Source organism: Fontivita pretiosa, assembly GCF_050410795.1.
Lineage (GTDB): Bacteria > Planctomycetota > Phycisphaerae > Tepidisphaerales > Tepidisphaeraceae > Fontivita > Fontivita pretiosa.
On record NZ_CP191258.1, the window covers coordinates 1442755 to 1457119 of the forward strand.

At 64.7% G+C, this 14365-nt stretch carries 12 protein-coding genes and 1 pseudogene; 5 read left to right on the top strand and 8 right to left on the bottom strand.

Going from position 1 to position 14365, the window contains the following annotated elements:
- Positions 1-48: 48 nt before the first annotated feature.
- A pseudogene (locus ACQS5P_RS05875) lies at positions 49-153 on the bottom strand (IS5/IS1182 family transposase); the annotation flags it as partial.
- A gap of 170 nt (positions 154-323) precedes the next feature.
- Here ACQS5P_RS05875 and ACQS5P_RS05880 point away from each other — a divergent pair.
- Complete coding sequence (locus tag ACQS5P_RS05880; protein ID WP_428939973.1) at positions 324-1127, top strand: metallophosphoesterase; 804 nt, start codon at positions 324-326, stop codon at positions 1125-1127.
- 58 nt (positions 1128-1185) lie between these two features.
- On the opposite strand, the gene ACQS5P_RS05885 is transcribed toward ACQS5P_RS05880, so the two are convergent.
- Positions 1186-1644 (bottom strand): aminoacyl-tRNA deacylase, encoded by a 459-nt coding sequence (locus ACQS5P_RS05885; RefSeq protein WP_428939974.1) that lies wholly within the window; start codon positions 1642-1644, stop codon positions 1186-1188.
- Between the two features lie 164 nt (positions 1645-1808).
- Between ACQS5P_RS05885 and prfB the strand changes: the two genes are divergently transcribed.
- The 4 genes from prfB (at position 1809) to ACQS5P_RS05905 (ending at position 6519) form a co-directional block, all read left to right on the top strand.
- Positions 1809-2961, top strand: a protein-coding gene (gene prfB, locus ACQS5P_RS05890) for a peptide chain release factor 2 (RefSeq protein WP_428940995.1) whose coding sequence is annotated in 2 segments (ribosomal slippage) — positions 1809-1880 and positions 1882-2961 — 1152 coding nt in all. Because the reading frame shifts where the segments join, the coding sequence is not laid out codon by codon here.
- Positions 2962-3154: 193 nt separating this feature from the next.
- Positions 3155-4036: an amidohydrolase family protein gene (locus ACQS5P_RS05895; RefSeq protein ID WP_428939975.1), complete on the top strand. Its 882-nt coding sequence runs from the start codon at positions 3155-3157 to the stop codon at positions 4034-4036.
- 77 nt (positions 4037-4113) lie between these two features.
- Positions 4114-4770: a hypothetical protein gene (locus ACQS5P_RS05900; protein ID WP_428939976.1), complete on the top strand. Its 657-nt coding sequence runs from the start codon at positions 4114-4116 to the stop codon at positions 4768-4770.
- 105 nt (positions 4771-4875) lie between these two features.
- Positions 4876-6519, top strand: a complete 1644-nt coding sequence (locus ACQS5P_RS05905) for a hypothetical protein (protein ID WP_428939977.1) — start codon at positions 4876-4878, stop codon at positions 6517-6519.
- A gap of 219 nt (positions 6520-6738) precedes the next feature.
- Here the strand turns inward: ACQS5P_RS05905 and ACQS5P_RS05910 are convergent, their stop codons facing one another.
- The 6 genes from ACQS5P_RS05910 to ACQS5P_RS05935 form a co-directional block, all read right to left on the bottom strand.
- Entirely contained in the window at positions 6739-8007 is a 1269-nt protein-coding gene (locus tag ACQS5P_RS05910; protein WP_428939978.1) for a GspE/PulE family protein, read from the bottom strand.
- A 72-nt stretch (positions 8008-8079) separates the two neighbouring features.
- Complete coding sequence (locus ACQS5P_RS05915) at positions 8080-10965, bottom strand: hypothetical protein (RefSeq protein WP_428939979.1); 2886 nt, start codon at positions 10963-10965, stop codon at positions 8080-8082.
- 42 nt (positions 10966-11007) lie between these two features.
- A complete protein-coding gene (locus tag ACQS5P_RS05920; protein WP_428939980.1) occupies positions 11008-11478 on the bottom strand; it encodes an ExbD/TolR family protein in 471 nt (156 codons plus the stop codon).
- A 74-nt stretch (positions 11479-11552) separates the two neighbouring features.
- Positions 11553-12113: an ExbD/TolR family protein gene (locus ACQS5P_RS05925; RefSeq protein WP_428939981.1), complete on the bottom strand. Its 561-nt coding sequence runs from the start codon at positions 12111-12113 to the stop codon at positions 11553-11555.
- A gap of 28 nt (positions 12114-12141) precedes the next feature.
- Complete coding sequence (locus ACQS5P_RS05930; protein WP_428939982.1) at positions 12142-13074, bottom strand: MotA/TolQ/ExbB proton channel family protein; 933 nt, start codon at positions 13072-13074, stop codon at positions 12142-12144.
- A gap of 14 nt (positions 13075-13088) precedes the next feature.
- Positions 13089-14195 (bottom strand): hypothetical protein, encoded by a 1107-nt coding sequence (locus ACQS5P_RS05935; RefSeq protein ID WP_428939983.1) that lies wholly within the window; start codon positions 14193-14195, stop codon positions 13089-13091.
- Between the last annotated feature and the right edge of the window lie 170 nt (positions 14196-14365).

Consider the following 14365-nt stretch of genomic DNA (forward strand, 5'->3'; position numbering starts at 1 on the left):
GACTTGGGGAGCCTTTTCCTGAGTACAGGTTCGAAAGGGGACATCACTGAAGTGCAGACCCTTGAGCGTAGAAGCGAGCCGCTCGTAATCTCTGGCCAATCGACGGAATCGCGACATCCAGGCGAAGGATCGCCCGGCGACTGACCGCCGCGGCGGCTATTGGTGCGGGCCAGTCCAGCCGATCCTATGATACGAGCACCAGCCGCGCTGCGGCGCGGGCAAGAGGGATCGATTTGGATGCTGCGGATACCAACACGGCCGAGATGCGTTCGCCCTGCGATTCGCCCGCGGAGGCGACGAGGCAATCGCCTGGGCATCAGCAGTTGCAACAGCGACGCGGCTGGCCATGGGTGCAGTTCGGCTGGTCCATGTCGCTGGAGTGGAGTCACATCGAGCTGGCGGTGCCACATCTTTCGCCGGCGCTCCAGGCGGTGCGGATCGTTCATCTAAGCGACCTTCACCTGAAGCGGCGCTGGCCGGCGTCGCTGGAGCGAGTGCTGGAGCGGTTGCATGAGAATCCGCCGCATCTGCTGCTGATCACCGGGGACTTCGTGGAGGATCTTCTGGATCACCGCCCGGCGTTGCCACTGGTTCGGCGGTTTGCCGAGGGTCTGCGGGCAAGATGGGGCGTGTTCGCGATCGCGGGCAACCATGACGGCGATCTGCTGGGTCCGCGGCTGCCGGGTTGGGGGATCGAGTACATCGATCGTCGCTATGTTTGTCTGGGCGGGCGCGACGGGCAGGCGGCGATCGAGCTGATCGGTTTGCCCGGGGTTCGCCGCAGCGATCTGGATGCTGAATTTCTGGAGGGCATTCCGCCGCGGCTGCCGGGAGTGCCGCGAATCGTGCTGGGGCATTTTCCCGATCAGGTGCGTGTGGTGAGTCGGCTGGAGGCGGACCTGATGCTGGCCGGGCATACGCACGGCGGTCAGATCTGCCTGCCGGGCGGACGGGCGCTGATGTCGCACGACTCGCTGCCCAAGCACATGGCGCGAGGACAGCACCGCTTCGGGCGGACGCTGCTGGTGGTCAGTCGGGGTCTGGGCACGACGCGTTTTCCCATCCGCGCCTTCTGCCCGCCACAGGTCGTGGAGATAACCCTCACGCGCGCCAGGGCAGAGCAATGAGGCGCAGCAGTGTCCGGGGCAAGAATGCTCAGACCCGCGATGGCCAGGCCGGCTGCGTTTACATATGCCTGCCGAAATGGGCGATCTCGGCGTCGCTGATGCGGCGGTAATCGGCCAGCGGCATCGTCACGGCGTCCTCGTGGGTGCCGGCCTGAAACGTGACCGTATCATCGGCGACGAGCGACTCATCCATGAGCGTGGGCATGCCGAACAGCTTGCCGATCGGGGGTTCGGCGCCCAGCTCGCAGCCGGGGAACAGCCGCTCCAGGGTCTGCTCGTCGGCCAGTTGCACATCGCTGGCGCGAAGCTGTTCGCGCAGCTCATGCAGATCGACGCGATACGAGGCCGGCAAAGCGCACATGATCCACTGCCCATCGGCGCGCACCACCACCGGCTTGATCACTTTGCGCCCGGGAACGTGCTGAACGGCGGCCAGATCCTGCGAGGTGTATGTCGGTGGATGTTTGGACAGACGGTATTTAACGCCCTGTTCATCCAAGTACTGTTGAAGGTTCATGGCGTACCTCCTGTATCTTGGCGCCTTGGTGGACGATCGATTCATTATGCCGCGCCGCGCGCGATCCTGGCCACAGAAAATACGCCCGATTCATGGTCCAGCAGCGACGCAGCGGCCGGGATGGTCGATTGAAAATCGAGCTTCAGGCGGCTATCGTCGCGATGATGATTCACGAAAACCTCGCCCAGAGCATCGAAAACCTCAGCGCCCGGATGATCGCCATCCGGGACTCTCTTTGACTTGCCGGCCAAACAGGTCCGCAGAAAGCAGTTGGAAGAGCGGATGGGCCAGCCGGGGTTTTGGGATGACCCGCAGGCCGCCCGCCAGATCGTCCAGGAACTGAAGATTCTCAAGGCGCAGATCGATCCGGTGATGTCGGTATTGCGCGAGTTGGAGGACGTGCGCGCGCTGTATGAGCTTGGTCTGGAGGCCGGGGATCAGCAGGCGATCCGGGAGGCCGACGAGCAGCTTGCCCGGCTGGAGAAAAAGGCCGAGCGGGTCGAGCTTCAGGCACTGCTGGACGGCCCCAACGATCCGTTGAACTGCTTTGTGACCATCCAGGCCGGCGCCGGTGGCACCGAGGCGCAGGACTGGGCCGAGATGCTCGCGCGGATGTACCTGTATTACTGGCAAAAGCGGGGATGGGACGTCTCGGAAGTCGACCGGCAGTACGGAGAGCAGGCCGGGATCAAAAGCGCCACTTTCCACGTGAAGGGAGACTACGCCTTCGGGTACATGCGTTGTGAGGCCGGGGTTCATCGACTGGTACGCCCAAGCCCGTTCAATGCCCAGCACAAGCGACAGACCAGCTTCGCCGCGGTGGACGTGGTGCCCGAGTTCGAGGAGGTGGCCGGGCAGGAGGAAATCCCCGAGCAAGACCTGGAGATCACGGCTTTCGTGCGTGCCAGCGGCCCGGGCGGGCAGAACGTGAACAAGGTGGCGTCGGCGGTGCGGATCGTGCACAAGCCTACGGGGATCACCGTCACCTGCTCGGTGGAACGCAGCCAGCAGCAGAACAAGCGCCTGGCGCTGTCGATCATCAAGGGCAAGCTGGAGCTTCTTGAGCAGGCCAAGCGGGACGAAGAGCTGCGGAAGATCGTTGGGGAGAAGGGGGCGATTGCGTGGGGCAACCAGATTCGCTCTTATATCCTTGATGACAAAAGAGTTAAGGATGTAAGAACCGGGGTGGAAACGAGGGATGTGGAAAGCGTGCTGGATCGGGGCGAGCTGGACATGTTTATTGACGCGGAGTTGCGTCGTCGCAAGGCCGCCGCCGCCAAGAAGCAAACCGCGGCGGTGCCGTCGGGGAGTAGTTAATATAACATCTTGATTCAAGCTGTCTTACAGCACATCCAACTGGGCCCTCAAGCTTTGTGCCTGTACGTCCGATAAAGCCTGGTACATGGATCGTCCGCCGGTTCGGCCGGGAAACAGCCGTCCTGCAGACTGCTGAGCAAACCTCCATGGCTTTGACGGGCGCGGGCATGATGCTTTAGACTACCGGGTCACGATGATCGTTGATTGTCATACCCATATCTGGCAGTCCCCGGATCAGCTCGGACAAATGGATCTGGGCGACCTGCCGCGCACGACCCGGTCGCGCACGTCGCGGCTGACGCCCGGCGGGCGAACCATCTGGCGGACCATTCCCGCCGCCGACCCGGAACACCACTGGGCTCAGTCCGGCATGGTGGACAAGTCGATCGTGCTGGCGTTCAAGAGCCGGTATCTAAAGGCGGAGATCCCCAACCGCTTCGTCGCCGAGTACGTCAGCCGAAACCCCGATAAGCTCATCGGCTTTGCCGGCATCGATCCGACCGAACGCGGCGCGGTGGATGAGCTGCACGTGGCACATGATGAGCTTCGGCTGCGCGGGATCACCATGTCGCCGGCCAACCAGGACTTCCACCCCGCCGATTCCCGGGCCATGAAGGTCTACGCCGAAGCTGAAAGGCTCGGCATGCCGATCCTGTTTCACCCCGCCGGGCAGTTCACCGAAGCCAGCAAGCTGGAGTACGCCCGCCCCTACCTGCTCGACGAGATCGCCCGGGCGTTTCCCCGGCTGCGGATGATCATCGCCCAGATGGGCCAGCCCTGGATCGACGAGACCATTGTTCTGCTGGGCAAGCATTCAAACGTTTACGCGGACGTCTCGGGGCTTCTGTCGCGTCCGTGGCAGGCGTACAACGCGCTGGTCAGCGCCAACCAGTATGGCGTGATCGACAAGCTGCTGTTCGGCTCCGACTTCCCCTACACCAGCGCCACCGAGTGCATCGAAACCCTCTACAGCCTCAATCAGATGGCCCAGGGGACCAACCTGCCGGTCGTCCCGCGCGAAAGCCTCCGCGGCATCGTCGAACGCGACGCCATCAGCCTGCTCGGAATCGAATGAATCCCGACCACGGAATAAGCCAACGGGCAAAAGTCGCCCGGCTCGCCCAGCACCTCGCAAGATCGGCGGCCTTGCTTTTGCCTTTTGCTCTTTTTCTGCTGTTGCCCCTGGCCTGCTCCTCGGGGCCGGCCTGGCTGACTTTCCAATCCACGGAGTCTGACCGTCAATATTCCCAGAAGTTTTCCCGCGCTTATTTTGCGCGTGAGCCCGGCGGGGAATATCAGGCGGTACTGATCGAAGACGGTCTGGCGCCGGCCCCGGAAGACAAGAAGCCTGCCGGCCCGCTGCACGCCGCCTCCACCGCGCCCCTCAGCCAGGTCGTATACCTGCGGGTCCTGTGGCAACCGTTGCGAGGGGTCAAGCCGGACACGCCCTCGGCCACCAACGCCGTGATCGACTGGTACGTCCGCTCCAACGATGCCGCCAGCCGTGACGATCAGCTTCACTATCGCGGCGCGGGATTTGTCCGCATCGACGATTCCGGACAGGAGGCGCGATTCGTTATCCGCAATGCCCGAGTGCAACTGGCCGAAAGCTCGGGCAGGCTTCAGGATCCTCTTGGGCAGTCGCTGCTGACCGGTTCGTTCACCGCGACGAGAAACGATGCCCTGGTCGCCGCGACGCTGGAGGCGCTGCGCCCGCAGTCGTCCCCGCAACACGCCGACCAATCCGTTGTTCCTGCCGACTCGGCCGCCCACCAGGGTCCGCCCCCGCGCGGCCCAACCGGGCCATGACGCAAACGATTTGTCCCATCCATCGAGCCGGCGGCGGCTTTGGTTCCGACATTGCCCGGCTTTTATATCCCCGCTGAAGCTGGGCACGGATAAGATGATGGGGTGATGTCCGCGACGGAATTGAAGGACAACGAGCTGGCGCGCCGCCAGGGCGATGCGGTGATCTGCCGACCCCAGCCGCTGCGGCTGCGATGGGTCTTCGATCAGCTTGCCACCGCCGACGCCCACACGCTGGAGGCCCGCTTCGCCGCCAGCGTTCGCATTGCCGACACCGACGCCGACCGGAAGATGTTCTCTGAGCTGCTGCTGTGCGATCGGCAGTCGGTCACCGCCCAGATGCTCATCGAGCATTTTGCTCCCCCGTTGCGTGCAGCATTGACGGGGCTGGCCATGCGCTGCCGGGCCGCCGATGTTGTCGGCAACCCGGATCAGCAACACACCTGGATCGCCGAGCTGCTCCAGGCCGCCAGGCCCGCCGCCTTTGCCGCCGGGCTGGAGCTTTTGCCCCCTTACCAGCTCGATCTTCAAAGCCCCACGCTCCAGCGGCAGCGAATCCAGGAATTGGCCCGCGCTCAGGCCGAGCAGCACGCCGCCGGACAGCTTCAGCACCTTCAACGCGCCGCCGAACTGCTCCAGCAGTTCCAGCAGATGCGACAGGCGGCGCCGCAGCTTTCGGCCGGCGCGCTGCTCGAACGGCTCAATCCGGCCGACCGCGGGCCGACCCTCCAGGCGCTGCTGCTGGCCTCGGGAAGTGAAACGCGACTGCACCGGCAGACGCTGTGGTGCGTGGCCGGCGGCACGCTGGTGCGCATCGATCCGGGCAACTCGCCGCAGCCCGAGCTGATCCAGCTTCCCGCCACGCTGGGGCCGCTGCGCAGTGTTCAGCCCGCTGTCGTGAACGAGCAACGCGTCCTGCTGATCGGCGCGCAAGGCGGGGTGATGGTCGTATCACGGGAAGATCCCGAGCGCATCATCGAGTCCTTCGCCTGCCCGTCGCTCCAATCGCAGCACGGGTTCAACCGAGTGGTGGTGATCGACGACACGATCTGCGCATCACACGCCGAAGCGGGGATCGTGCGATGGAGTCGCGATCGCCACGATGCGCCGACGGCGTGCTACGCCGAGCGCGATCCGGACAGCCAACTCGTGGCGCAAGGCACCACCATCACCCAGGGCGCATCCTCGGGCATGGGCATGACCTCAATCCAGGCTCGCCTTACCGGCCCGCGGCATCTTCAGGCGCTGGATCAGACGCACCTGATTTATGCCGTTGGAAGTCGCATCATCCTGCGGCACGACGATCGGGCTGTGGTTTTGCCGTCGCACTCCGACGCCGAGATCATTGCGATCCTGCCCACCTCGGCCCAGCACATGCTGGCGATTCATCAGGATGGGACGATTGTGAGCATCGACCGGACGACGCGACAGGTCAGCGTCAGCATGCGTCGCCCCGGGCGATTCACCGCCGCCGCCACCATGCCGTGGCTGGGTGACGTGCGTGTGTTGCTGGCTACAGACGACGGCCCGATCGACTGCATCGGCCTGGACGACCCACTGCTCAGCGAATACCTCAGCCCCTATCGGGGCCTGAAGATTCTGGCCGCCACCGCAAGCCTTATCGCCGCCGTCACGCCTGATCGCCAACGTGTGGTGCTGTGGCAGGCGTGGGAGACGCAGCGTCCGCTGTGCGAGGTGCACGTGACCGGACGTGCCAGGCACCGCATTGCGGATATCGATTTTGACGCCTAGCCGCTGCTGCACCGCGCGCACTCGCGCACCACAAGGCAAGGATTCACGGAAGAACTCGGAGATGCGAGGTCCAATGGCCATGTCAGGCGCGTCCGGCTCGTGGGCTGACCGCCTGCACGGGCTGCTCGCCTGCGCGGACGGAACGCCCGCGACACGAAAATAAACAGCCGGCGTTTCGTGCACTGTTCGCGGCTCTGCGCCCTGCTGCGGGGAATCAGATCAAGCGAAGCTGTACGTGCCGCTGAGCGTTCGCCACTCCTCGATGCTGGTGATCCCCTGTTCGACCTTCAGCCATCCGTCGTGCGCCAGGCTGCGCAGGCCGCGCGACGTGGCGCCGGCGCGCAGTGCACGCTCATCGGCGTGATGCAGAATCGCGTCATAGTCGGCATCCACCAGTCGCCAGACCTCAAAGACCCCGATGCGACCGTCATAACCGAGATATCGGCAATCGACGCATCCGGTGGCGGTCCAGGTCTGCTGCGCCGTGGCCGGCAGCCCAAGCGACTGAAGCAACTGCCGCTCGCTTTCCTCCAGGCTGCGCTGCTTTCTGCACCGGCGACACAGACGTTTGACCAGCCGCTGGGCCACCACCATCCGCAGTGAGCTGGCGATCTGGTGGTCGGCCAGACCGAAGTTTCGCAGCGCCGTGATCGCGCTGATCGCATCGGGCGCATGAATTGTGCTCATCAGCACGCGTCCGCTGCCGGATGCTTCCATGGCGGCATCGGCGGCTTCGGCGTCGCGGATCTCGCCCAGCAGCAGGTAATCCGGATCGGCGCGCAGCATGCCCCGCAGTCCCTGCGCGAATGACAGATCATGCCGCCGGTCCACCTGCGTCTGCACGATCCCCTCGATGCTGTATTCCACAGGATCCTCGATCGTCACCACGCATCGATCCCGAAGCCGCAGCTCATGCAGGATCGCGTACAGCGTCGTGGTCTTGCCGCTGCCCGTCGGACCGGCCACCAGAAACATCCCGCAGATGTTCTTCAGCCACTGCTCGATCTTGTCCCGCTGCTCGTCGGTGAAACCCAGCTCGTCCAGATGCTGGAGCACGCGCGAGCGATCCAGCAGGCGGATGGACAGCTTCTCCCCGGCGACCGAGGGCAGCGCCGCGATCCGCAGATCGATCTCGCGGCCATCGACGATCTGCGTCAGCCGCGAATCCGCCGGGCGGAATCGATCCGCCGAATCCAGCCCCGAGATCGCCTTGAAGTGCCGCAGCAGCCGGCCTCCCTGTGCCCGCGAGAGAATCGCCACATCCAGCAGATCGCCATCGATGCGAAAGCGGATTCGGCTGCTCTGGCCCTGTGGATCCAGATGAATATCGCTGGCGTGATGTCGCAGCGCGTCGGCCAGCAGACGGCTGGCCAGCAGGTTGGTCGATTCCGCCGTTTCCGCCAGCGCCTCGGCCTCCTGTCGCAGCAGTTCCTGGCGGAACGAAGTGCTCAACTCATTGCGCACCGGTCTGATGAATTCGTTGGGCATGCCGGTATTGTAATCGCTGCGCGCGGCGCCGCTGCATCAGCCGACCTCTTCCCGCGAGGATTGCGCCCGCCGCTACTCTGCCGGCGCCGTCGCCGAGGGAACCGCGAAATCCGGGATCAGCTCCCGCCGGAGCTGCTCAAAGTCCTGCTTCCACTTCCGCCCGCCCACACGCTGGCCCCAGACGATGTACTGCTGCTTGAGGTAGTTGCCCGCCTCTTCTCCGCCGCGGCCAAGCTTCTGGTTCGATCGGATCAGCTTCAGAATCGCCTCCCAGTACTGGTCGTTGTCGATGAGTCGCTTCTGCCCGTTCTCGATAGTCTCGATTAACGCCGTGCCCAGTTTGCGTCCCACCAGCAGCCTGCTGAATCCCTCCGCCGCCTGCTCGTAGTTGCCCAGCTCGTAATGAATCAGCGCGATGCCGAACACGACCTGCGGATCGTACGGCGCCTCGCCAGCGGATTTGGCGTCAAGCGTCTGGCGATACAACGCCAGATTCTCCGCCGATTCCAGCGCCTGATAGCGCTGAAGCGCCAGTTTCAGCCCCGCCTCGCGGGCCTTGGGGTCGTCGTGTTCCAGATCGGCGGCGCGGCGCTGGGCCTCGGCGTCGAAGACGCGATAGCGGTAGGTGAACCTGCGGATATTGGGATCGCTGTTGTTGGCCGCCCAGTTGACCAGAAATCCGCTGAGCTGTGCCCGGTTTCTGGCCAGGGATCTCATGGCCGGCGCATCGCCCGCCTGCTGGGCGCGGTCGAAATCGGCGTTGAGTTTCTGGAGCAGGTTGTAGACGATCTGGGCGCCTCGGGCTCCTTCGGTCCGGTTCAGCAGTTGCACAAGCTGCTCGGTGGCCTGGTTGTACTGCTCCAACGCCATATAAGCGCGGACGCGCACATTCATGGCTTCGTTCAGCAGCTCATCGCTGTTGGGCAATCCCTGCACCGCCTGCTCGAAGTTCGCCAGCAGCGACAACGCCCGCTGCGGGTCTTTCTGCTCGCGGCGCGCCAGCTCCGCCGCCAGCAGCGACGTGCGCGCCAGCATCGACCGCGCCGCCGCCTGTTCCGCCTGGCCCGACGCCGATGACAGCGACGCCCGCGCCCTGGCATTGACGTCGTCGGCCAGCTTCTGAATCTCCGCCAGGAACTGTCCCCGCCGCGGAGAGTCCACCGGCTCGTCGGCAAGCTGCTGCTCGATCGCCAGAAGCTGTAAGAATCGCGCCTCCAGCGCCCGCTTATCGTCGGCGGGCACCAGGCGGTAGTACTCGATCGCCTCGGCCGGCTTGCCATTGAGCTGAAGCCGCCGCGCATACTCGAATGCGAACTCGGTTCGATTGAACGGCTCGGCGATCGCAATCGGAAGGAAACGCTCGTAAGCGCGGGTGACGGCCGTATCCTCGCGCGTCTGTTCGTCGGCGCGAAGCTGCCCGATCAGCGCCTGCGCGTTGTCCAGCGCCAGCCGCGCCTTGTCGGGGTTGGATCTCTTGTGCTCGTCGGCATAGCTGATAAACGCGTCGGCGGCCTCGGGCCCGCGACCCAGCCGCTCCAGGAAAAACGGCACCAGCAGCGCCGAGGCATCGAGCATCTGCCCGTCGATCTCCGGGCTGCCACGCCTTCGCATCACTTCCCTCGCCGCGTCGATCGCACGCTCGATCGCCTGCCGGTCGATCTGATCGTCCTTCGGGCGGCGAAGCTCCTGCTCGCCACGCGCGATCAGGGCGCGGAGCATCAGGCCATCCACGCGAGTCAGGTCCGCATTCTCATCCATCCGCGGCAACAGTTGATCGTAGATGATCCCACGCAGGTCCGGACGCCTGCTCACCAGATCCATCAGCACCTTCACCGCCTGCTGATTGGCCTGCTCCCTGGCCGACGGATCCCGCGCCAGCTCGGCCTCGAGGGTCTTGATACGATATTCGAGCATGGCGGCGGCGGCGTCGGCACCGTCGCGCGCGGCTTTGTCCTCAGCAAGATTGGCACGCTGCCAGGCCAGCAGGTCGCTCAGAGCCTGCTTGGCGGCGGTCAGGTTTTTGGCCAGAAGCTCCGTGACCGCGCTGAAGTATCTGGCCTCGTACTGCTGGGCGACCGTCGGACGCGGCTCGACCTGATCGTTCAACGTCGCCTCGAACAGCTTGCGCGCCGTGGCAAAGTCGCCTCGCGTCATCGCCAGCTTGGCCATGCGGTTGCGGACCATGGCGCGATCCGGGTTTTCCGGCACGTCGAACTGCTTGAGATACTCAAACGCCTCCGACGCCACCTGTCGGCGCTGCGGGCTGGCCGGATCGATCGACAACGCCAGGTAGTACGCCACCATGTGCCGCGTGTACTCCGCCGTCGCCGCCAGACGCTCCGCCTGCTCGTATTTGGCGATGTACGGACTGTTGGGATCCTTGATCTGGTTGGCGAACTGCTCGGCCTGCTCTTTGGCTCGCTGGGCGCACTTCTCCAGGATCCGGATGACAGTCTGGACGATCGGGCGAACCGTCGCCTGCGTGCGCGGGTTTTCGCCCCAGTATTCCAGCGTATTGATCTCCCGCTCCACCCCCTGCGTGATCAGCACAAACGCCTGACGCATCAGCAGATTCGGATCATTGATCGCGGGCAGCGCGCTCTCGATCCCGCGGACGATCTCGGCCACGAGCTGCTGCCGCTGCGCCGGGCTGAGCCGCGATGACGGATCACTCAGCCGCGACAGCGCGATCAGCGTCCGCCGGCCCTGACGTTCCGCCTGTGGAACGTTGTTCACCTCAAAGGCATATTCCAGCAGCGAATCCAGCCCCCGGGCCGCAAGCTCATTCATCAGCGCATCATCATCGATCGCGCCCAGCCCCTCCGGCTTCTGTGGCTGCTGGCTGAGTGCCACTGAGGGCAGCAGAAGCAGAGCGACGAAGACAACGTGATAAGGTGACAGAGTGACAAGGTGAAGCAGAAAACGCCCGGTGATGCTCGGCAATCTCCGCTTGTCCACAGATCCCATCATCAGATTGTCACCTTGTCATCCAGTCGTTCATCACCGCGCCGTGGCAAACCCGATCTTCTTGAACTCCGCGGTCATCGCGGCCTGGTAGACCTCCACCAGATGCTCGTACTTCACCGACCGCGAGGGGCTGATGATGATCTGAACCTTGTCCGGCCCCTTGCCGGCGCGCCCGAACTGATCGCGCATGCGCGCCAGCCCGGCGGCCAGGGCGTCCTGACTGCCGGTCTGAATCTGTCCCACCCGCGCGATGTAACCATCGCGTGTTGCGTTCTGATCCACGCGGATCTCCAGCGGCTCATCGGTGGGAAATCCGCCCGGCGGAGGCTGCACCGCCCCGCCGCCGGTTTCGCGCAGCGGCAGATTGCTGACCAGATACCACTCGGTGCCGGCGAACGTGCCGGTCATCATCAGGAAGATCAGCAGGACCATCACGACGTCCACCAGCGGCGTCATGTTCGGCCCCGAGTCGTAGTGAACTTTTTTCGCGCCCTGAATCTTCATCTTTTCATGTCACCAGCCTCTGGCCCAAGCCCGGCTCGCGCACGAGTGCGACACCCGTGAAACGCAGCCGCGAATCAACGCGTCTTGCGCACTGTGCTGAAGTTGACGTTGCGGACATTGGCCTCCATACACGCCCGCAGGACCGGCTCCAGGCTGCCGTAGGTCAATCCCGCGCGGCGAGGCTCGCGGTCCTCCAACCCCTTGTCGCCCCGGATGATGACGCTGAGATGCTCGTTGTCGGCGTTCTCGTCGCTGCCGCCGGGGCGACCGTCCCGTCCGAAGCGCAGTCGCCGCAGCACCTCCGTCAGCGGCCGCCGGCCCGTCAGCGGGTCCACCACCTTCAGCTCCACCGGCCTGCCTGTCCTGCTCACCGATCCATCGGCCTCCACCAGCGCCGTGACGAACGGCTGGCCGGCCACCTCGCGCACGTTCAGCACGATCGAGCTGCCCGCGCCGATGTCCTTGATCTCCTTGCCCAGTGCGCTGGCCGGCAGCTCGATGTCCTGCTCGGCGCCGGTCGTCACCCCGATCTTGGCCACCAGCATGAAGAAGATGATCAGGCACATCACGATGTCGATCAGCGGCGTGACGTTGACGTTGCCTTCCTTGATGTCGGGCATGCGACGAATTCGCATCGCGCACCTCCGTCGTCAGTCGCTTCTGTCATGGTTGCGGAGAGATGCTGGGCTTGGCCCGGCCCATCGCCGGTGGAGGCGGAGCCACCGGCTGGGGAATCCCGATGTTCGGCTGCGGCGCGGCGCGCATCCCAGCCGGGATCGTCGGCGAAGGCACGGCGGGCCTGGCCTCGGCGGGCTTGATCATCAAAAGCAGCTCCTCGGCCACCAGCGCGCCGCGGATCGTCAGCCGGTCCACCATCGTCCGCAGAACGCCGAACGCCGCCAGACATGGCACCGCCAGAAACAACCCCAGAAACGTGTGCGCCAGCGCCTTGCTGATGCCGTGCGCAAGCTGAGCCGGATTGGCATTGCCTCCCGCCGCGTGCATCTCGCTGAACGCGTCGATCATCCCAAGCACCGTCCCCAGCAGCCCCAGCAGCGGCCCGAGGTTCCCGATGATGTTCAGGTACTCGATCTTGCGGAACTGCTCGGCGGTCTGCTCGCCAATGGCGGTTTCCATCGCCTCCTTCATCGCGCTGAAGGATGGGGCCCGCTTCAGGGCCGGGTTCAGGGCCTTGCTGATGAAGCTGGGGTCCTGCTCGGTGAACTCGATCAGCTCGCGAAAGCGACGCTGCGCGATCATCTCCCGGATCAGGTTGGTGGTCTGCGGGGGCATGAACACGGCGGCGCGGTTCTTGATGAAGCCCTGGATGATCAGCGTCAGACCGGTCACCGACAGAAGGATGATAATGAAGAAGACAAAGTCGATGTTCTGGAGGATCAGTGCCGCAAGCCCGACCTTCTGTGCCGCCGGTGTTGCGCCGGGCGTCGCGGAAGGCGCCGCTGCCGAAGGCACAGCCCCGCCGGGCGCGGGCGAGTCCTGTGCGTGGCTGCCGCTGGTGCTGAGCAACACCCCCGCCGCCAGCAGCATCCCCGCCAGCAGAATCAATCTGAGCTTCGATGTCGCATATCGCCGCATGTCACATCCTTCTTCTACAAATCCTGCCGATCGATGATCCTGCACACCCCTCCGTTCTCCGAAGCAATGGTGCGGACGACCTTTTCCAGCTCCGGGCTGTGGGTGCTGCGGATCAGGATCACGTTCACCCGCACCTTGCGGTCCGCATTCAGCCTGCGGAATTCGTTGATCACGGCGTCGAAGCTCACGACTGCTTCGAAACCGTCGGTCAGCACGTAAATCAGCTCCGGCTGCTGTTGAAACGCCAGGCGGATCGCTGGCAGCGGATCCGTCGATCCGGCGCTGGTCATCTTCTGCGACAGCTCGAAGGCCCGGCGTTTCTGCTCGGGATTGGCCATCACCAGCCGGTCTTTGCTCAGCGCGATCACGTCCACATCAGAGAAGAAAATGACGTTGAAGGCCTGGATCGGCTTCAAGACTTCCACGGCCTTTCGCAGCTCGTCCTGTACGCGTGGGAACACGCCCCACATGGAGCCGGAGGCATCGCAGATATAGACGACTTTTCGGGCGTTGCCGGAGATGCCCATGAACGGGGACTTTGGCCCCAGCCCCTGTCCGCCGCCGGGCACGCCGAACGGCGCCATCGGCCCGCCGCCTTCTCCGCCGGCGCCGCCGCTTCCCTGGGGTCCTGAGCCGGCGATGCCGCTGCGCAGCCCCAGGCCGATCACCGAATCCGCCGCGTCCGGCGCCGCCCCGGCCATCAGCGTACTGGTCAGCGATTCGCTGCGTTTCTGCGCCCAGCCGTCGGCGGCGGTGATGTGCGGGTCCACGTCCTGTGCCGCCGACAGGTTCGGATCGCCTCCCAGCCCCGGATTGGGCAATCCACCCACGTCGGCGTTCTCCACAATCGCCGCCTCGGGGATGATCACCTGCTCGCGCGTGGGGCTGACCATCTGCGGCACTGTCTTCAGCAGCGCATAGCCAATGATCAGCAGCGACAGGTGAAACACGATCGACGTCGCCAGCGGCAGCAGATTCTGCACCGTCGGGTTGCGCAGGAAGCTGACGTGCACCAGCGGGGCAGGAGGATTTTGTCCTGCGGCCGGCGGCGGCCCGTCGGCAGCGGAGAGCTGCGCCTCGGGAAAGCGGGCCGCTTCGGACATCGGCTGCTGGATCGACATCGCGACGACTTCCTGGAACGTTTGCGGTTTCCGCGATTCGTGCGTGCTTTGCGTCTGCACGACCCCGCCGCAGGCTCCCACGCGCCCGAGCATTCACCAGCAGGAATGACCCGCACGGCCCGGGCGGAAACCTTGCCTGCGGTCCGGATCCATTCGACGTACCGTGCTCA